The sequence below is a fragment of the Paenibacillus sp. FSL M8-0334 genome (assembly GCF_038000405.1).
Lineage (GTDB): Bacteria > Bacillota > Bacilli > Paenibacillales > Paenibacillaceae > Paenibacillus_AQ > Paenibacillus_AQ campinasensis.
In genome coordinates, this window is sequence record NZ_JBBOCH010000001.1 from 1,481,765 (window position 1) to 1,501,934 (window position 20,170).

14 protein-coding genes and 3 rRNA genes are annotated in these 20,170 nt (G+C 49.5%); 3 read left to right on the forward strand and 14 right to left on the reverse strand.

The window, feature by feature from the left end:
- Positions 1-21 precede the first annotated feature (21 nt).
- The 7 genes from MKX64_RS06440 to MKX64_RS06470 all read right to left on the reverse strand — a co-directional run bounded on the left by MKX64_RS06440 (position 22) and on the right by MKX64_RS06470 (position 4,410).
- Complete coding sequence (locus MKX64_RS06440) at positions 22-564, reverse strand: hypothetical protein (protein ID WP_341035546.1); 543 nt, start codon at positions 562-564, stop codon at positions 22-24.
- 123 nt (positions 565-687) lie between these two features.
- A complete protein-coding gene (locus MKX64_RS06445; RefSeq protein ID WP_341035547.1) occupies positions 688-1,167 on the reverse strand; it encodes a hypothetical protein in 480 nt (159 codons plus the stop codon).
- A 140-nt stretch (positions 1,168-1,307) separates the two neighbouring features.
- The gene (locus MKX64_RS06450; protein WP_341035548.1) at positions 1,308-1,586 is read right to left on the reverse strand and encodes a hypothetical protein; all 279 of its coding nucleotides are present in this window, start codon (positions 1,584-1,586) and stop codon (positions 1,308-1,310) included.
- Positions 1,583-2,134, reverse strand: a complete 552-nt coding sequence (locus MKX64_RS06455) for a helicase (RefSeq protein ID WP_155619151.1) — start codon at positions 2,132-2,134, stop codon at positions 1,583-1,585. The genes MKX64_RS06450 and MKX64_RS06455 overlap by 4 nt, the downstream gene beginning before the upstream one ends.
- A 72-nt stretch (positions 2,135-2,206) precedes the next feature.
- Positions 2,207-2,491 carry a hypothetical protein gene (locus MKX64_RS06460; RefSeq protein ID WP_341035549.1) on the reverse strand — a complete coding sequence of 95 codons (285 nt, stop codon included), beginning with the start codon at positions 2,489-2,491 and terminating at the stop codon, positions 2,207-2,209.
- 106 nt (positions 2,492-2,597) lie between these two features.
- Positions 2,598-3,236, reverse strand: coding sequence for a hypothetical protein (locus MKX64_RS06465; RefSeq protein WP_341035550.1), 639 nt, complete (start codon positions 3,234-3,236; stop codon positions 2,598-2,600).
- Between the two features lie 103 nt (positions 3,237-3,339).
- The gene (locus tag MKX64_RS06470) at positions 3,340-4,410 is read right to left on the reverse strand and encodes a Gfo/Idh/MocA family protein (RefSeq protein ID WP_095267492.1); all 1,071 of its coding nucleotides are present in this window, start codon (positions 4,408-4,410) and stop codon (positions 3,340-3,342) included.
- Positions 4,411-4,620: 210 nt separating this feature from the next.
- Between MKX64_RS06470 and MKX64_RS06475 the strand changes: the two genes are divergently transcribed.
- The 3 genes from MKX64_RS06475 to MKX64_RS24290 all read left to right on the forward strand — a co-directional run bounded on the left by MKX64_RS06475 (position 4,621) and on the right by MKX64_RS24290 (position 7,263).
- Positions 4,621-5,511: a MerR family transcriptional regulator gene (locus MKX64_RS06475; RefSeq protein ID WP_341035551.1), complete on the forward strand. Its 891-nt coding sequence runs from the start codon at positions 4,621-4,623 to the stop codon at positions 5,509-5,511.
- Between the two features lie 460 nt (positions 5,512-5,971).
- Complete coding sequence (locus MKX64_RS06480; protein WP_341035552.1) at positions 5,972-6,580, forward strand: TetR/AcrR family transcriptional regulator; 609 nt, start codon at positions 5,972-5,974, stop codon at positions 6,578-6,580.
- Positions 6,580-7,263, forward strand: coding sequence for a hypothetical protein (locus tag MKX64_RS24290; protein WP_445670816.1), 684 nt, complete (start codon positions 6,580-6,582; stop codon positions 7,261-7,263). Before MKX64_RS06480 ends, MKX64_RS24290 begins: the two co-directional genes overlap by 1 nt.
- 36 nt (positions 7,264-7,299) lie before the next feature.
- On the opposite strand, the gene MKX64_RS06490 is transcribed toward MKX64_RS24290, so the two are convergent.
- From MKX64_RS06490 to MKX64_RS06520, 7 genes are all read right to left on the reverse strand, one after another.
- The gene (locus MKX64_RS06490) at positions 7,300-9,273 is read right to left on the reverse strand and encodes a stalk domain-containing protein (protein ID WP_095267495.1); all 1,974 of its coding nucleotides are present in this window, start codon (positions 9,271-9,273) and stop codon (positions 7,300-7,302) included.
- Positions 9,274-9,506: 233 nt separating this feature from the next.
- Positions 9,507-9,623, reverse strand: a 5S ribosomal RNA gene (gene rrf / locus MKX64_RS06495).
- A 203-nt stretch (positions 9,624-9,826) separates the two neighbouring features.
- Positions 9,827-12,878 (reverse strand): 23S ribosomal RNA (locus MKX64_RS06500).
- Positions 12,879-13,235: 357 nt separating this feature from the next.
- Positions 13,236-14,788: ribosomal RNA gene (locus tag MKX64_RS06505) — 16S ribosomal RNA — on the reverse strand.
- Together the 16S, 23S and 5S rRNA genes form the textbook arrangement of a ribosomal RNA operon.
- 565 nt (positions 14,789-15,353) lie before the next feature.
- Positions 15,354-16,238: a UbiA-like polyprenyltransferase gene (locus MKX64_RS06510; protein WP_445670817.1), complete on the reverse strand. Its 885-nt coding sequence runs from the start codon at positions 16,236-16,238 to the stop codon at positions 15,354-15,356.
- Between the two features lie 169 nt (positions 16,239-16,407).
- A complete protein-coding gene (locus MKX64_RS06515; RefSeq protein WP_341035554.1) occupies positions 16,408-17,721 on the reverse strand; it encodes an aspartate aminotransferase family protein in 1,314 nt (437 codons plus the stop codon).
- 102 nt (positions 17,722-17,823) lie between these two features.
- Positions 17,824-19,776, reverse strand: coding sequence for a peptidase U32 family protein (locus MKX64_RS06520; RefSeq protein WP_341035555.1), 1,953 nt, complete (start codon positions 19,774-19,776; stop codon positions 17,824-17,826).
- Positions 19,777-20,170 lie beyond the last annotated feature (394 nt).

Sequence of the window (20,170 nt, forward strand, 5' to 3'; positions counted from 1 at the left end):
CGTAACGTTGGCAGGATAGACTTAACACACATCCATGGCTCTCATACGCTTCATATACTCATAAACATCATCCATGGGTGCTATCCCTAGTCTTGTGCCTAATAAATCTGAGATAAAGTCCAGCTCTTCTTTACGGGATTCAATCCCTTGCTTATAGTGCTTTTCAATATCCATCTTCATGTCTTCCCTCGTCTTGTACCCATCCATACGCTCCAGGATATAAAATTCTCTGAGTGTAAGAAAGATGGATAACAGATCTCGAATATTATGGGACACTCTTTTCACAGGATTGCTAAACATCATCGGCTGTATAAATAGTACAGGGGCTTCATCAAGGTCGGTTATTAATCCCCTATGGGTGTTAAACGCGAAATGGTCGCCCCCCGTCCCCGTGTGTGCGAAGACGAGGGCATCTTCCGGCGTGCATTCATAGGGAAGTCCGGCCTCACCATAGATGTAGATGCCAATATATTCATCGAGCGGTTTCCCTTTCTCCTCCATCAGTTCTTTGTTGATCGAAAGTAAGGTATGCAGTACGGAACTATTCAATCGGCTAGAATTCATGTGCTACCTCCGACACTCACTTCATATCTCGGTGCTTGATTGGCTCTTGTCCGTTCTGGATCAATTTTTTGTTCTATTAAATCACGCTTGTTATACGAATTATATAGGAGTGGCTTATAAATATTAGGAACTTATGTACTCTTGTCTTCTATACTTGTCCTGAACTTTCGGGAGTAAACTAACGATTTGTATAGCTAATCCAAGCGCGATATACATGAAATGTATCATTGAAAACGAATGAATGATATAGGCTTGAATGGCGATCCACATAATCAGTACAAAACCTGAATATAAAGAAAAGGTCCATGACCAATGCCAATCTTGAAATACATTCAGTCTTTCTGCTAACGCCGATCTCGTTTTCTTGGCTAAGCCAACGGATATAATAACGGGAACAACGCCTAACATCATAAATAATATCAGCCCTGGAACAAAATAATTCGTAAACCACGAATTTTCGATTAAGGAAAGAGGCAGACCGATGGCTTCCCCGCTTGGATCCATCATCAAGGCCGCCCCACCAACGATCGTCCCAATCCCCAACAACAGTTCAAGTAATATTAATACAATTGATTTGCCGGATGTGTTATTCCTATTGTTCATGTAGTTCGCCCTCTTTCATGAATTTTCCTCCATGCCTTTAGATCATTGGCGCGATTCACAAACGCTCGAAGAGGTTCATACAGTCAGTCCCAGCTTCCTCGAACCTGACCAACCATTATTCGGCCCTCTCACACCTGGGATCAGAATACGAAGATGATGAGCGCAAAGGCCATGATCCAAATGGAAGGAACGAGATTGATCGCTACGATAGAAAGAGGACGCATCTTCTTCACATAGATCCAAGATAATAAGGAGCATACCGCAACCGCTATTGGATATAATGTGACCATGATCATAATGCCTACTCCCCAAAGCGAATAACCGCTATCAAACACCATGAACGATACGCCCCACACGATAAACCAAGGCACTAACATCAACGCGTAGATGGACTGACTGATAAACAGAAATAATTTCATGACCTGGGCTCTGGCTTAACAAAAATAAAATGGTCGTAAGGATTCCAGACATGCAGATGATCAGCGCGATATCCTCTTAGCCACAACGCATCATTCATCCGCCGAAGGTAGAAGCCTTTCGGGAAATCATCATCATCCGTCAGCCTCCTCGAGGCTAACGTAATGGAGCCCGATGGCGCTTGATTTCGCTGTACACCGTCTCCTGAATCCCCTTCTGGCTGGTCGGCGTACTGCAATCTTATATATGGGCCCAGCTCAAGCGGGCATAATGCCAGGCCGAATTCGGCTGCTCTTTGGTATATCTGATCCGTCGTCGCTCCATCGCGAAAACCAAGATCGCCAACCGTGACTTCAACGGTTTGCAGGCTGTATCTAGTATCTGAGGTGGTAAATCGATCATCCGTTAATAATCGCTCGGCGTACTCATTCATCCTAATATCACTTTGTTTCAGCTTCTGAATGAGCTGTGCTTTCGTAAGCCCACCTATTTCTACTGTTCTTGTAGTTACTAGACGATTCGGGTACACTTCTTCGTTGTCGACATGCATTCCTCTTCCTCCTGTCAGGTGTCTATTAGATAGGCTAAAGCATATTCTTGCTCAGCCTGCAAATTTGGGATTTCATCCGGATTTGAAGCGTACATGATGCACATTCCATAATTCACTTAGAAAAAGCATCTCCGAAAGGATCTCTTCTTTACTTAATTCGTCCGAGTGGATGCGAAGCAAATAGATATCGCTGGAATCGGTTTCGATTTTATAAGTAATCGTGTCCGAAACTTGAATAAATTGAATACAGCTCCAATCCAGATCATAATATTGAAGCGCAGTTAGTGCGACTTTCCTTGCACGGGACAGCAAGTCTTTCCTTCCTTCGTCCGTGTCATAGTGAAAGAAAGATTTCATAGTGGGTTCTCCTTTATGGGAGTAACTTTGATGATGGGCCGCCTGTCCATTTCCCGGACTTATGCTGTCAACACCACGGAGCGCATGGAGCGAGATTTATGCTGTGCTACGTTGTGTTTCCACTTCTTCGCATACTCCCGACCCACATATCGCCTGTTTTCATAAAATAGGATCGTTCAATCCTTCCATCCACCTCGGTTTCAAAGGTTTTGAAGGCTTTATTCTGTATTTCATTCACTTCTTGAGCAGTTTCTAAATCACTTTCCCACACAACGTATCCATTCACACATCTTTTCCAGACAAAACGATCCATTAACGGGTGGTGAATCCTCAATGGAAAGTCCTTATGTTCTTCGTGATCCATAAAGATATGGTTGTAATAATCAATTTCATCGTTAATAGCCGCGACAATCTGAGAGTCCATGAATTCCGGATCGCCTAACCATATTTTTAAATAATAGGGTTGATTCAGCTGTTCAAGCTGTTCTTGCCAAGCTACATAGATTTCAATCAATTGATAGAAAATTTGTCTTCTGAATTTATACGGGGGATTTTTCCTTCCTATGAGGTTGGGGTTTATTTGATATAAGTTATAGAATGGGCTAATCCACAGCTTTACATATTCCTTATTATATTGAAGTAAAGAATCAACGTGGAGTTGTTTATGATAATCGGCCCAGGTTTCAAGCTTCCTCGCTTTCTTCCTCATACCGCGTATCTTTTTATGTATGGATGTTAATTTCATCGATGTACTCCTTCAAGTAGTTCGGCAAATTCACCTAATGTCCTGGTATTTTCATACACCCGGGCTTCGGCTGCCGGCATCTTCAAATACTCACATGACGATCTCATTTACGCTTTACTAATGTCATGGCTTGACTGGCAGCGGATTCATATACGGCATCCATGACCAATTGTACGCGATGACCGTCTGCAAAGGTAGGTACGTTTAAATCCACCTTCTGATTAACGATGGAATGATAAATCTGATCGACCATCGGATATAATCCTCTATAATATTGATTCGCTGGAGCTGGCAAATGACTTGGAAGGCTTTGATCTTCTATTTGCAAATTATGAAATTCTCCTCCTGAACTTATCATTAAATCCCTATCATTGTTCATGACCAGCGTTCCCTTAGTCCCGAAAATCTCCAATTTCCATCCATTTCCTCGTACTGCAGGATAGAATACATCTACCATAAAGGGCGTCCCATTCTCAAAATGTCCCATTATAGTAAAAGCATCGTCAGAGTCTCTCTGCTCAATCCCAGCGGATCCATGAAATACTGGAACTAACGTTTTTAATTCTGCATATACATCCGAAATGGGCTGATCCATCCACCACATCAATGAATCCAGCATATGTGATCCCACCGCAGATAAAAACCCACCTCCATCCTGTCTTCTTCCCTCCCAGCCTCTGTACTGTGATAATAAGTTGTTATAACCCGAGAAACTTCCTATATATTTAATGTATTGAATCTCCCCTAATTCGTTATTGCTAACCATTTCTTTGATTTTCATTCTCTCTGGAGTAAGTCTCCATTGAAAATTAACAAACCCCATCACATTGGAGTTTTGTTGTGCTTCGAGCATGCTCGAAGTTTGACATGCGCTTATTCCTAAAGGCTTCTCGCATAACACATGAACATTTTTGTTTATCGATTCCATGGTCATCTCATAGTGGTGACTGGGAACGGAGCATATGGTTATGAGGTCCAGTTCTTCTTTATCCAGCATCTCTTTCCAGTTGGTATAAATATGATTGACTTCAATTTCTTTGAACGCGTCATTGGATCTCCCTCTATAGACACTGGCAATAGCCTTAACTTCAAACCCCTCATGTAGTCCCAAGATAGGAGCATGAACCGTAGCACCGAATCCAGTGCCAATGATTCCAACTTGAATTTTCTTCATAGACAAATTCGCCCCTTAATATTTATAGTTTCGACCAGCTGGTTCGTAATAACGCTCCTGTATTCCCGCGTGCACCCGATTTTATACGATATCGACGGTATTCTCGAATAATTAAATGCATAGTTACTATCCTCTACGTAAATCCTTCATACGATTTCTACAGATTGACTGTTCCCTTGGGTGCTGGTTTACAATATTCTCGAGGTGATCATGATGCGGATTCAAGAAGTATGCGCAGCGCTAGGATTAACCAAAAAAGCGGTAGAATACTACATCCAGCAGGAGCTGCTCTCGCCTAAGGCGCTTGATAACGGCTATCGCCAATTTAGCAAACAGGATATAGAACGGTTGCGGAAAATTAGTGTTTTACGCAAGCTTGGATTAACAATAAAGGAGATTAAGCAGACGCTTGCCGATCATGGGGATGCCATGCTTCAACAGAAACTAATGCATAACGAACAGCGCTTGATGCATGAGCATATGAGGCATTCGCTGCTGGCTGAATTAAGCGCGGACGGCGATTGGCTGAAAATCGAAAGCAAACTGCGTGCCCTGGAGCAGCAGGAAACGTTAAGCAGTAAGCTGCTTAACGCCTTTCCAGGAGAATATGGCCGCTTTATCGCTGTCCATTTCGCTCATTTTCTTCCGGATGCAATAGAAAGTTCAGACCAGCAAGAAGCATTCGAGGAAATCATCAGCTTTCTGGATGATACAGCCACCTTGTCATATCCGGCGCAGGGGCAGTCAACGCTGGACGATCAGGAGGCCGGTCTGGAGGATGACCAGCAAGCGATGCTAACGCTATCGCACTGGCATCAGCTATCGGCAGACATGATTGAGCATGTGCGCCAGGCGGAGCATTTTCTAGAGGAGCATGAGGAGAGCATCAAGGCATATCTGGCCTTCAAACAATCTGAACAGTATTTGACTTCCCCTGCCTTTCAGCTGCACAAGCGGCTGCGTGAATTTCAGCAAGCCAGCGGCTATTACGAACGCTTTATTCCTGCAATGAAGCGACTAAGTCCGGCTTATCGCGAATACACCGAGAAGCTTGAACAAGCTTCCGATGCGCTGCGTGCCAAATATGGTGATCGGCGTTAAGCCAGCCACTACCCGTTATTGGGCTGAGAACGCTTGATTACCCCATCATAAGTAATACTCCATAGCCAATAGAATATGTTTCTTATAATTGACCGTGTAACCGTCTAACTTATGGTCACTAAGAACCTGATGCATGGATACACACAAGCTTGCCGTATTGGCATAACCCAATCATAATAGCATTTTGTGATTCAAGCAATTCACAGTAGGGTTTCCGCTGTAAGGAATGGCAATCTATTCGTCAGCCTGTATGATGTGCCCAACCGCTTTCAATCCCATAGCTGCTATTTAAGATGACTATGGCTCGGATCCTCAGTCTCGTATATCTCGTCATGATAATCAGGTGTAAATAGCATGCAGGAAAAGGCCTTGCAGCGCCCTTCGTTACGTTATGCGTTGACAGTTTACCTTGTCAATTTTATAATGAATAATAATTCATTCATTAAAAGGAGTAACTAAATTGCCCCGTACACCTGAACAATACGAAGCTATGCGCCTTGCAACCCGCACCAAAATCCAGACAGCGGCGATGCGGCTGTTCGTTCGTCAAGGATACGGCTCCACCAATGTGCAGCATATTGCCGATCAGGCTGGCATTAGCACCGGTCTGCTGTACCGCCATTACAATACTAAGGAGCAGCTATTCGAGGAATTGGTGCAGTTCGCCATGACCGGACTTGAGGAACTGATCACCAAATTTCAGACCAGCGATGAGCCCGTTGAGGACCTGGCACGGTTCGCTAACGAAGTGTATCACGATCTGTCCGCCGGCGATGACTTTGGGCACCTCTTACTGCTGATGACGCAATCCTTCTTCTCCACGGAGACGGACGATCGGAAAGAGGCTCTCAGGCAGCTCAATACCAATCTCCTCCAAGCGACTGCAGCGCTCATCCACCAAGGGCAGCGGCAAGGCAAGCTCCGGGAAGGGAACGCTTTTGAGATGGCGCAATATTTCTTTGCCTCCATTCAGGGACTGGCGATGATGAAGGTGATGCTCGAGGATGAATTTTCCATGCCATCGAGATCGCTCTTGACCATAATATTCGATAAGGAAGGTGAAACGTAGTGAAGCACTCAGGCTCATTTAAGGTTGTCCGGGCAGATCGCGCGGGTGTAGAGGTCAGAAACCAGATGGCGGAGATTTTCGCCGACGGCTTCTCGCAGTGGCTCATGTATTTCTCTAAGGACCGGGATATCACCGCGAAGGCATTCGCGCATATGTTCGTTCTGGACCAATTTTATGTGGCGCTCGCTGGTGATCGCGTGGCGGCCTTTGGCGCATGCACGGACTGTCAGAGATTCTCCACGGAGCTTCAAAGCGCACCGCTTCGCCGGCATCTGGGCTGGTTCAAGGGCACGATGGCAGCGCTCATTCTGAAGAAGGAGTCCAAAAGCCGTTTATCAACCCGCCAGCCGAAACGGGCTCCATCGAGTTTATTGGTACTGCCTTATCTTTCCGCGGCCAAGGAGCAGCCTCGGCAGTTATACAACATATGCTGGATCATTTGCCGTACCGTAACTATCTTATCGAAGAGGTCGCTGATACCAATGCCCCGGCCATGCGCTTATATGAGAAGCTGGGGTTCACCGAATACAGACGCAAGCCCCTATCGTCAATGCAGGCCCGAAGATCTGGCATCAATCACATGGTCTCGCTGCGTTTGGAGAAGTCCTGAACCACAACAAAGCCTGCCCGGTACTCGGGCAGGCTTCCAGATCAGCTCTTCTTTGAACAACTTGAGGCAATAACATTTATAAGATTTGCATATCTCTCATAACTTTCATCTACATCAAGATCAATATGACTTTTCCGTCCACAAAAGAAACGACATTAAAATTGGAATATCCCCAAGTTTCAATGGTTTTTCCGCCTCCGGAGGTAATGTCCTTAGCAGCTGGATCCCCCCATGACAGCTGTACCTGCTCCTTCGTCATGCCTAGAGAAACCTGTCCCGCCTTAATCTGTTTCCAGATGGAGGCGGACCATTTGTATTTTTGATAAGGGTCGTACGTTAATAACGAAGACCGGTCTGCAAACAGCTGCGTCACTTCCGAAGAGCGCATAGAGTAACTTTTCACCGTTTTCCCTGATGCCGTTTTGAAAATCACGTTGAATTGACCCTTGTCGTCAGGCACAATGTCAGTTACCGTCAATTTCGAGAAGCGTTCCAGGTTCTCGAAATCATTCACCCAATACGTCCGGCCGATAAACTTAACCAAATTGCCTTGCATCGCTTTTTTGATCAATCCAGCCGTTTCGGTGGAGACCACAGTCATGGTCGCATCCGTGCCGAGGGAGATATGCGCTTGCTTCCACTTGGCATCCCAGCTGGTTGTAGCCCCTAATGCATCAGATAATAGAGAGGCCGGAATGAGCATTTCGCCCTTATCGTTCATTGGCGCAGCCTTGAGACGGATGGAGCGTTCATTCAGCTTGGCTTGGTTACTGCCTGCTTTGAACCAGAGCACACTCTGTCCGAATTTCGCCTCCACGCCTCCGTTTTTAGCCGAATAGGTACCTCCCAGTGCTTGGATAACGGACTTCGCCGGAACCATGACATTGCCTTTGACCTGTTTGGCGTATTTCAAATTGTTGCGCAGGCTGGACGATACCGTTACCGATTTGGATTGTCCGCCCGATGTCACCGTCATTTGCGTCTTTCCGACACCCGTAGATTTCAACGTGCCGTTCTTCTGGACAGTCAATAAATAAGGTTTTTCGATCTCGATGCTTGCATCTTTAACGGGCACCTTGATCTTGGCTCCGTTCGTGTAGTTCTCCTGGATACTCACTTCCAAGGAATCTCCTACATAAGGCGTCGTATTGGATATCGCAACGGATAAGCTTTTAACTACCGGGACATCCACATTCTTGTTCTGTCCATCCTTGTGATGTATCCAGCTTCCGTCACCTCGCTGCGCATAGAAGCCCTCCGACAAATCCTTTGCATTCCCGTAAATGGATGTCCTTACAATCCCGCTAAGTCCCGTGATCTGCTCCTTGAGCTTCCAGCGGTCTTTGTACGTTCCGGTTGTCCACACGGTTCCGTCCTGGAGTGTCACGATCAGAAGATCCGTCGGCTCATTGGATACATAAACGATATGAGCTGCATGTTGAGCCACGGTAACCGGGATGATCCGCCCGTTATCGTCGAAGTTCGACGTCTCGTACACTACCACGTCGCCGTTATCATGCAGCAGAGCGACGCGTCCACTGTGTACCGTCATGGATTTGACAGATGCCGGACTGTCCACGATCCCGAGCTTTTTAAACTGTCCCTTCTTGTAGTTATCCTCCAGTAGCAGTTCTCCGCTTGAGGACAATGCAGCGAATTCCTGATCCGCATTGGCAATCAGCAGAATGCCGCTGAGATTGTTTACTTTTACATTGCCGCTCCATACGGTACCATCCGACTTCAGCCAGTAGTAACCCGAAATCTGCTTCACGCCGCTTGTGCCCGGAACAACCTCGGGGCCCTTGCCAACGCCCCACTCCACTAAGCGGCCCTCCTGCGTCATCCCGATGCCCCTGTACTCATAACCACTAATGGCTACGAGGTTGCCTGGGGTTCGAATGCTATGGCGTCCGTCAATCAAGGACCACATGGAGCCGTCGCTCATCAGATAGGTATTCTTTCCCGCAATGTCCCGGATCTTGAGCTCGGCCCCTTCGGCAGAAGTACTGTCGGGGCTGCCCCCCGCCAAACCGAGTCCCACCAGCATGCTAAACAAAACGAGAACATACAACGATCTTTTCACTTATGACCTCTCCTCATCGTCCAAGTAGGAATATTTTTCTAACAGCCTCGATTGATTTCGACAAGATAGGCTGTATTTCCTGCATATGTAGTGAGACGCTGATCAATAAGGAACTAAAGAGCACTCACCGATGGATAACAATCTTCTACACTCAGTTCTTGTTGATAAACGGTGTCCCCCATAACCACAAAAAAGCCTATTGATCAGTAATTGATCAATAGGCTTTTATTATTGCCTGGCAACGTCCTACTCTCCCGGGACCCTTCGGTCCAAGTACCATCGGCGCTGGAGGGCTTAACGGTCGTGTTCGGTATGGGTACGCGTGGAACCCCTCCGCTATCGCCACCAGACATGATTTTTCGAAGCTTCCGCTTCTCAAAATCGCTGCGAGAAAATATCAATCCTTATAAAGGACATGCAGCTTGATTTCAGATGTTTTGATCACCTGAAAACTAGATACGAAACGATTTGCGTTATATTATCCGTAGCATACCCCAATGTTGTATCGGGGTTAGCATATGCTTCCGTAGCGAGCTTTACTTCGTAAAGCTTGTAGGATAAGCCCTCGACCGATTAGTATTGGTCAGCTCCATGCATTGCTGCACTTCCACCTCCAACCTATCTACCTCGTCGTCTTCAAGGGGTCTTACGAATTGGGAAATCTCATCTTGAGGGGGGCTTCACGCTTAGATGCTTTCAGCGCTTATCCCTTCCGTACGTAGCTACCCAGCCGTGCTCCTGGCGGAACAACTGGTGCACCAGCGGTACGTCCATCCCGGTCCTCTCGTACTAAGGACAGCTCCTCTCAAATTTCCTACGCCCACGACAGATAGGGACCGAACTGTCTCACGACGTTCTGAACCCAGCTCGCGTACCGCTTTAATGGGCGAACAGCCCAACCCTTGGGACCTACTTCAGCCCCAGGATGCGATGAGCCGACATCGAGGTGCCAAACCTCCCCGTCGATGTGGACTCTTGGGGGAGATAAGCCTGTTATCCCCAGGGTAGCTTTTATCCGTTGAGCGATGGCCCTTCCATGCGGTACCACCGGATCACTAAGCCCGACTTTCGTCCCTGCTCGACTTGTTGGTCTCGCAGTCAAGCTCCCTTATGCCTTTGCACTCTTCGAATGATTTCCAACCATTCTGAGGGAACCTTGGGGCGCCTCCGTTACTCTTTAGGAGGCGACCGCCCCAGTCAAACTGCCCACCTGACACGGTCCCTGTACCCGATAAGGGCACCAGGTTAGAACCTAGATACGATCAGGGTGGTATCCCAACGGCGCCTCCACCCAAGCTGGCGCTCAGGTTTCCTAGGCTCCCACCTATCCTGTACAGATCGTACCCAAATTCAATATCAAGCTGCAGTAAAGCTCCATGGGGTCTTTCCGTCTTGTCGCGGGTAACCTGCATCTTCACAGGTATTAAAATTTCACCGGATCTCTCGTTGAGACAGCGCCCAAGTCGTTACGCCATTCGTGCGGGTCAGAATTTACCTGACAAGGAATTTCGCTACCTTAGGACCGTTATAGTTACGGCCGCCGTTTACTGGGGCTTCGGTTCACAGCTTCGGATTGCTCCTAACCGCTCCCCTTAACCTTCCAGCACCGGGCAGGCGTCAGCCCGTATACTTCGCCTTACGGCTTCGCACAGACCTGTGTTTTTGCTAAACAGTCGCTTGGGCCTTTTCACTGCGGCCCCCTCGGGCTATTCACCCTACCGAGGCACCCCTTCTCCCGAAGTTACGGGGTCATTTTGCCGAGTTCCTTAACGAGAGTTCTTCCGCGCGCCTTAGAATTCTCTTCTCGCCTACCTGTGTCGGTTTGCGGTACGGGCACCTTCACCTGACTAGAGGCTTTTCTTGGCAGTGTGAGATCATGACCTTCGCTACTGTAATTTTCACTCCCCATCACAGCCCAGCCTTAACGATGTGCGGATTTGCCTACACATCAGCCTCACTGCTTGGACGGACATCCATCAGTCCGCGTCACTACCCTCCTGCGTCCCCCCATCGTTCATAACGGTTTATGGTGGTACAGGAATTTCAACCTGTTGTCCTTCGACTACGCCTTTCGGCCTCGCCTTAGGTCCCGACTTACCCTGAGCGGACGAGCCTTCCTCAGGAAACCTTGGGCTTTCGGCGGATCAGATTCTCACTGATCTTTTCGTTACTCATACCGGCATTCTCACTTGTATACGCTCCAGCGCTCCTTACGGTACACCTTCAATGCTGTATACAACGCTCCCCTACCCCTGAATCGACTTCACTCCGCCTTCGAAGTGATGTGTTTATCCCCGAGAAGCATTTGGTCATCCTTGATTTCATCGCAAGTCTGACAAAAATGTTCATCCTGGGTCTTCACAACCTCAAAGAAGCAGTGAAGTCGATTCAAGCCATAGCTTCGGTGGTGTGTTTAGCCCCGTTACATTTTCGGCGCAGAGTCACTCGACCAGTGAGCTATTACGCACTCTTTAAATGGTGGCTGCTTCTAAGCCAACATCCTGGTTGTCTGTGCAACTCCACATCCTTTCCCACTTAACACACACTTGGGGACCTTAGCTGATGGTCTGGGCTGTTTCCCTTTTGACAATGGATCTTAGCACTCACTGTCTGACTCCCGGACATAAGTCGATGGCATTCGGAGTTTGACTGAGCTTGGTAACCCTTGCGGGCCCCGCACCCAATCAGTGCTCTACCTCCATGACTCTTTATTCCGAGGCTAGCCCTAAAGCTATTTCGGGGAGAACCAGCTATCTCCGAGTTCGATTGGAATTTCTCCGCTACCCCCACCTCATCCCCGCACTTTTCAACGTACGTGGGTTCGGGCCTCCAGTGCGTGTTACCGCACCTTCACCCTGGACAGGGGTAGATCACACGGTTTCGGGTCTACGCCCACATACTAATATCGCCCTATTCAGACTCGCTTTCGCTGCGGCTACGGCTTCTCGCCTTAACCTTGCATGGGAACGTAACTCGCCGGTTCATTCTACAAAAGGCACGCCATCACCCATTGAACGGGCTCTGACTTCTTGTAAGCACACGGTTTCAGGTTCTATTTCACTCCCCTCCCGGGGTGCTTTTCACCTTTCCCTCACGGTACTGCTTCACTATCGGTCGCTAGGGAGTATTTAGCCTTACCAGATGGTCCTGGCAGATTCATACGGGGTTTCACGTGCCCCGCACTACTCGGGATCCGTCTCGGAGGGTTCACATTTTCGACTACAGGGCTTTTACCTTCTATGGCCGGCCTTTCCAGACCTGTTCAACTAATCTAAACCTTTGTAACTCCATGTGAGACGTCCCACAACCCCGAAGAGCAAGCTCTTCGGTTTAGGCTGTTCCGCGTTCGCTCGCCGCTACTGACGGAATCACTCTTGTTTTCTCTTCCTCCAGGTACTTAGATGTTTCAGTTCCCTGGGTATGCCTCTTCACAGCCTATGTATTCAGCTGTGAGTGACTGGTTATTACACCAGCCGGGTTTCCCCATTCGGACATCCCCGGATCAAAGCTTGCTTACAGCTCCCCGAGGCCATTTCGTCGTTCGCCACGTCCTTCATCGGCTCCTAGCGCCTAGGCATCCTCCGTGTGCTCTTAGTAGCTTAACCATTTGCTCCGGTTTTGCGCTCCTCGCTCTGTTGTCCGTTTGTTTCCCTGATTGGATAAAACCGCTCAGTGGTGGAAACAAACTTCCAAAGGATCGATGATCTCAAAACCTTCGCGTGCTACTTTTATTGAAACTTGTTGTGACACAAGTTCAGCTAAAAGGATATTTCTAAAACGCAAATTCGTTTCGTTATCTAGTTTTCAAGGATCAACGCAGTTACAATGCAACTGCTGTTTGAGAGTTGAACTCTCAAAACTGATCAACGAGTGGGTGGCGACTTTACGATGTAAAGTCGATCCGGCAGCTTGCGCTGACCGTGTATTTGAATGCTCTCGTCTCAGAGAGCGATTCTCCATAGAAAGGAGGTGATCCAGCCGCACCTTCCGATACGGCTACCTTGTTACGACTTCACCCCAATCATCTACCCCACCTTCGGCGGCTGGCTCCTTGCGGTTACCCCACCGACTTCGGGTGTTGTAAACTCTCGTGGTGTGACGGGCGGTGTGTACAAGACCCGGGAACGTATTCACCGCGGCATGCTGATCCGCGATTACTAGCAATTCCGACTTCATGCAGGCGAGTTGCAGCCTGCAATCCGAACTGAGACTGGCTTTTTAGGATTGGCTCCACCTCGCGGCTTCGCTTCCCGTTGTACCAGCCATTGTAGTACGTGTGTAGCCCAGGTCATAAGGGGCATGATGATTTGACGTCATCCCCACCTTCCTCCGGTTTGTCACCGGCAGTCACCTTAGAGTGCCCACCATTACGTGCTGGCAACTAAGATCAAGGGTTGCGCTCGTTGCGGGACTTAACCCAACATCTCACGACACGAGCTGACGACAACCATGCACCACCTGTCTCCTCTGTCCCGAAGGAAACCTCTATCTCTAGAGGGGTCAAAGGGATGTCAAGACCTGGTAAGGTTCTTCGCGTTGCTTCGAATTAAACCACATACTCCACTGCTTGTGCGGGTCCCCGTCAATTCCTTTGAGTTTCAGTCTTGCGACCGTACTCCCCAGGCGGAATGCTTAATGTGTTAACTTCGGCACCAAGGGTATCGAAACCCCTAACACCTAGCATTCATCGTTTACGGCGTGGACTACCAGGGTATCTAATCCTGTTTGCTCCCCACGCTTTCGCGCCTCAGCGTCAGTTACAGCCCAGAGAGTCGCCTTCGCCACTGGTGTTCCTCCACATATCTACGCATTTCACCGCTACACGTGGAATTCCACTCTCCTCTTCTGCACTCAAGTTCCCCAGTTTCCAGTGCGTCCCGAAGTTAAGCTCCGGGTTTAAACACCAGACTTAAAGAACCGCCTGCGCGCGCTTTACGCCCAATAATTCCGGACAACGCTTGCCCCCTACGTATTACCGCGGCTGCTGGCACGTAGTTAGCCGGGGCTTTCTTCTCAGGTACCGTCACCCAAAGAGCAGTTACTCTCTCTGGCGTTCTTCCCTGGCAACAGAGCTTTACGATCCGAAAACCTTCATCACTCACGCGGCGTTGCTCCGTCAGACTTTCGTCCATTGCGGAAGATTCCCTACTGCTGCCTCCCGTAGGAGTCTGGGCCGTGTCTCAGTCCCAGTGTGGCCGTTCACCCTCTCAGGTCGGCTACGCATCGTCGCCTTGGTAGGCCATTACCCCACCAACTAGCTAATGCGCCGCAGGCCCATCCTCAAGTGACAGATTGCTCCGCCTTTCCATATTCGGCCATGCAGCCAAATATCCTATCCGGTATTAGCTACCGTTTCCGGTAGTTATCCCAGTCTTGAGGGCAGGTTGCCTACGTGTTACTCACCCGTCCGCCGCTAAATCTCAGGAGTGCAAGCACTCCATCGATTCCGCTCGACTTGCATGTATTAGGCACGCCGCCAGCGTTCGTCCTGAGCCAGGATCAAACTCTCCAATAAAGATCGAACATCTCTGGATTGCTCCAAGAAATCATCCAACCGATGAGTTTGTAGCTCATTTCAAAACTGACGAGAATTTGTTCAATTCTCTATTCATAACTCCCCGCCGAAGCGGTTCGTTTTACCCACTCGTTGTTCAGTTTTCAAAGATCAACTGCTTCGTTTGTCACCAACACGTTATCGCGTTAGCAACTTTTATAATATATCACATTCTGTCGAACTATGCAAGTTTTTTATCAAAACCATTTTTTTCTTCAATCGCTTGCTTTGTTCATTCGATATGTCCGCCTTTTTATCGGCCGGAATTAGAATATAACACATATGTTGTTCTATATGCAAGACATTTATTAAAAATAATTTCTGCGAATGCCTCGAGCCTTCATAAACTCCTCATCGACGATAACATCCACATCTCTGACGTGCTTTTTCCTTCATATATAAGAGCCAAAGTGTCCGCCTCATTTCCGTACAATGCCCACAGCAGCCTCCCTCCGCTTCAACGTACTTCACGATTTAAAGGACAGCAATAGCCCTGCAAGACAGCGTACGAACGAATCTCGAACCTCTACAACAAGAAGAAATCCGCCAGCGTAAACACGACAATAATCATGCTGATCACCTGATTCAGATTATAGGACGCCAGCTTCATCCGCTTCCGGCTGGATGGCTTCACAATCTGATGCTCGGCAGCAAGAAGCACCGCAGCTAATACGATCCCGATCACATACAGCCAGCCCAATCCTTCAATATAATACAGCAGCATGAGCAGCAGCACCATGATCCCATGCAGTCCCTTCGCCCAGCGCAATGCCCGCTCCACCCCATATATACTGGGAACACTCCACAGCCTCGCCTTTCGATCGAACTCCACATCCTGTGTCGCATAGATGATATCGAAGCCCGCAATCCATAACATCACTACCGTGCCGAGCACGAATGGCGTGAACGCGACCGTACCTGTAACCGCAAACCAGGCTCCGACCGGCGCCGAAGCAATTGTAAACCCAAGAAACAGATGGCACAGCCACGTAAACCGTTTGGTATAGGAATAAGAGCAGACCAGCAATATTGCCACCGGCGATAGCGCAAGACATAACGGATTCAGCATTCCGGCAGCGATAATGAACAGTACAAAATTCCCGATCACAAACCCATACACCTCGCGAGGGAGAAGGAGTTTTCTTGGCATGTGCCGCTCCGCGGTTCTCGGATTGGCCGCATCATACGGCAGATCCACGATCCGATTAAACGCATTGGCCCCGTTTCGGGCGGCCACGAGCGCAATGAGTGACCATAACATCACCCGCCCGGACGGGATGCCGCCAGCAGCCCAGATTAGCGAAATCAACGCAAAGGGCAATGAAAATAACGTATGCGAGAACATCACCAGCTCCCCGAACAACCGAACCTTGGCCACCACCCGCTGAATTGATTGCACATATACCTGCATAGCCACTCCATCCCCTTTTGAAGTCTTTCATCGTTCTCTCGGTCATTCCATCGTAAATCCATTCCTTGAGGTCCAACCTGCATCAGTCCGAACCTCTCTAGCGCTCACGAAACCTTCTGAATCGCCAAAAACAAAAACAGCTCATAAAAAATACAGCCCCTATCCCACATTACAGGGACTGGTAAGATTCAGCCGATACGTCAGCCAGTACACCATCAAGCGCTCCCAGCATGCCATCAATATCGTCCGCAGAAATGATCATCGCTGGTTGAAAAGCAAGCACATTCCGCTTCACGCCATTTTTGCCGATAATATAGCCGCGGTCCTTCATCCGTTCCAACACGGTATCCGTCATCTCCGCGTCTGTTCGTTCGCCGCATCCCTTCAGCTCAGCGCCAACCATCAGCCCTTTGCCCCGCACCTCAGCCACGATGTCTGGGTATTTCTTCTGCACAATGCACAGTCCGTTCATTAGCCGTTCCCCCAACACCATCGCCTGATCCACCAGCCCATGCCGCTCAATATAGTCCAGTACAGCCAGGGCCGTAGCAGAGGACACCGGATTGCCTCCAAACGTCGAAGCCGAAGGCCGGTTATAACTGGCCGCAATCTCATCCGTCATCGAAAAAGCGCCTATCGGCACCCCATTGCCAAGCGCCTTTGCCATCGATATGATATCGGGCGTCACCTCATAATGCTCCATCGCAAACATCCGCCCAGTGCGCCCCATCCCGGTCTGGATTTCATCGGCAATGAGCAGAATGCCATGCTCCTCGAGCATCTTCTTCAGCTCCCGGTAATACCAGTCAGGCGGCGTGATGATGCCCCCATTGCCCTGAATCGGCTCCACGATCATCGCGGCGAATGTCTCCCCCTTGTCCGCCAGCACAGCGGCCAGCGCTTCAAGCGAGCGCCGGGCAGCCGCATTCGGCTCGAGCCCGTCGCACCACGGGCGGGGGATAAAGGTCGCCGTATCAGAATCAAACCAGTCGTCAGCACGCCACATCGGAATGCCGGTTACGTTCATCGTCAGAAACGTGCGCCCATGCAGGCCGTACTCCAACGCCAGGAAATTTCGCCGTCCGGTATGCAGCCTTGCCGCCAGGAGCGCCCCTTCATTCGCCTCCGATCCGCTGTTGCAGAAGAATGTCCGACGCACTGCCCCGGGCAGAACATCCGCAAGCCGTTCGGCAAGCTCAACCATTGGCTGGGTCAAATAAATCGTAGACGTATGCTGCAGCCTCCGCAGCTGTTCGACCGTTCGCTCCGTAATCGCCTCATTGCAGTGACCGCAGGCCACAACCGATACCCCGGTGAAAAAATCAACATACCTGCGTCCCTCCTGATCGTACAAATACTGCATGCTGCCCCGAACAATATGCGGAGGATTGCTGTAGAAATGGGCGGTGCAAGGCAGCCCATACTTCTTCCGCCGCTCCACAATCGCCTCTGGTCCCATCATGGCTCCTGTAGGATCAAGCATGGCTTTCATCTCCTTTTTTTCTCTATGTTGATCCATCTCTTCAACCATCCAACAATCACCCGGATCCCTACCATTTCATCATTCCGTCTGCTGGCGCCGGGCTTACCCGAACTGAAGCGCCCCCAGCGTATATCCGGCATACACCGGCTTCATCACCGCAAACTTGTCACCACACAGCTCCAGCTGCTCCAGTGCCTCACGGTACGTCCGCACCAATTCCCTCAGCTGATCTGTTGTATACGACTTGCCCTCAATTCGGAAATGACGCACACCTGCTTCATACAGTTCCTTCAAGAACGGCATGCCGCACAGCTCCTTCGACAACGCCAGATGATTGCGCCCGTCCTGATCACGGTATACCGGGTTTTCGCCCTTGTCGGTCATCAGAACGAGGTGCTTGTTGTCGACATATCTGTTGTCTTCCTGACCGATCGGCTCCATATACTCTGCGTTGGCATACAGGTCCAGGTCCAAATACATCACAATCGGGGAGCCATGAACAATCGCCTCGACCGGCAGCGGAGCGTGTTGAATCAGCTTGGCATAATCCTGCAGCGGCAGCTCCAGCGACGGCGTCATCCGAACAGCACCAAATTGCTTTTGATATAACGAAGCCGCCATATAATTGTAGATATTCAGATTAAAGTCGGCGATCATCGGCAGTCCCAAATACCGCAGCCGCCGAAACGCGCCCAGATTCGATACCAGCAGACCATCGATGCCGTAGAAGCCGGATACCTTCCCCATCTCGAGAAAATGCTGATATCGGTCCAGCTGCAGCTCATTCATCATGCGAGGCATGCCGAGCACCAGTTCCGCATCACCTTTGATGGCCGCAAGCTCCTCAATCTCTTCTCTGCCAAAAGGCTGATCCGGCTGGAACACATCCCCCGCCAGATACACCACCTTCGCCCCTTCCTCCATAGCGGCACGCGCCTGCTGCACATTGTTCACATGAACCGTAAGGGCTGGAGATATTCCGGCCACGCCAGAATCCCGCTTGACCTGTCGCAGCGCTTCCTTCACTTCCTCCACTCTGTCGGCCTTGATCTCCCGTTCCGCTGTCGGCGTGCTGAACACCTTGCCTGTGCTGTAGAACTTCCCGGTTCCTTCATAACGGCGATTGACGAAATCAAGCCCCGGATTGCCAAACGCATAGGCCGTTGAGAAATCCCGCTTCCGGTTCTGGTGCAGCAGCTCCGCATCCTTGCGGCGGTCGAACCCAAGCGGATCGGCGATATAACGATCAATCGCATCCCCATAGCTGTTCACCAGCATCAGCAGAAAATCTTTGTCGCGCATGCGCCCTTCGATTTTGAAAGAGGTGATGCCCGCCTGAATCAGCTCGGGAATATGCTCGTACATATACATATCTTTAGCGGCCAGAGGGTATTCCGTCGGATAGACCTCTCCATCCTTCTTCACCCGATAGTCCCAGCGGCATGGCTTCATGCAGCGTCCGCGGCTCGAGCTGTTTCCGAACAGCAGCGCGCTGTAATAACAGTTGGCCCCATGAACCGTACACATATCACCATGGATAAAATATTCAAATTCCATCCCGCTCTTCGCCTGCAGCACCTCGCATGTTTTCAGATCCATCTCCCGCGAAGCCACGATCCGGCTGACGCCCATATCCCGAACCGCCTTGATCATATCCAGATTGTGAACGTTCATCATGACCGAGGAATGCACCGGGATCTTGGCATCATTCAACTGCTGAATCAGCGGAAACACGGCCATGTCCTGTGCGATGATCGCATCGGGCTGAACCTCGTTCAGAAAGGCAAAATACCGTTTCGCCTCGTCCAGATCCTCCTCGTTCAGTAGATTGTTAACGGTGATGTAAGCCCGCTTTCCCCGATCATGCGCCATCTGAACCGCCCTCGCGACCTCCTCATAAGTGAGATTGTAGCCTTTTCGCATCATGCGCATATTCAAGGACGGTCCGCCAAAATACACCGCATCACAATTGGCATCAATCACCTCGGTAAAAATGTCATAGGTGCCAGCAGGAGCCAACAATTCAACCTCTTTGCCGTTAAAATATCTCGCCATACGCCAATCCCCCTGTACTTATGCGTGAATTTGTTAATGATTGCCGACATCTCTTTGATTGTGAAATTAATCACATTAAAGTGGGTATGATTGCACTTGTGCCAGTCCATGCTCATCTGGCTGTCTCTACCGGTTCATACCACGGTTAACGCAACGCTCCTTGACGGCTTTACGATGGCGTCCCTTGCACCGTTCGTTTGCCTCTCGTTCCCTCTCGTTCGCCACCCACTACGCTTGCGTCATATTTCGACATGCTTCCGCTAAATCCGTCAGCAATCCTCCCTCACGTCTACTCTACCAAATCTGCGCGGCTTCAAATGCAATATTCATCACACCCAGCCTGGCCCTCGACCCTGAATGTAGTTACCACACCCTCGTTCATAACCCGTTTCTT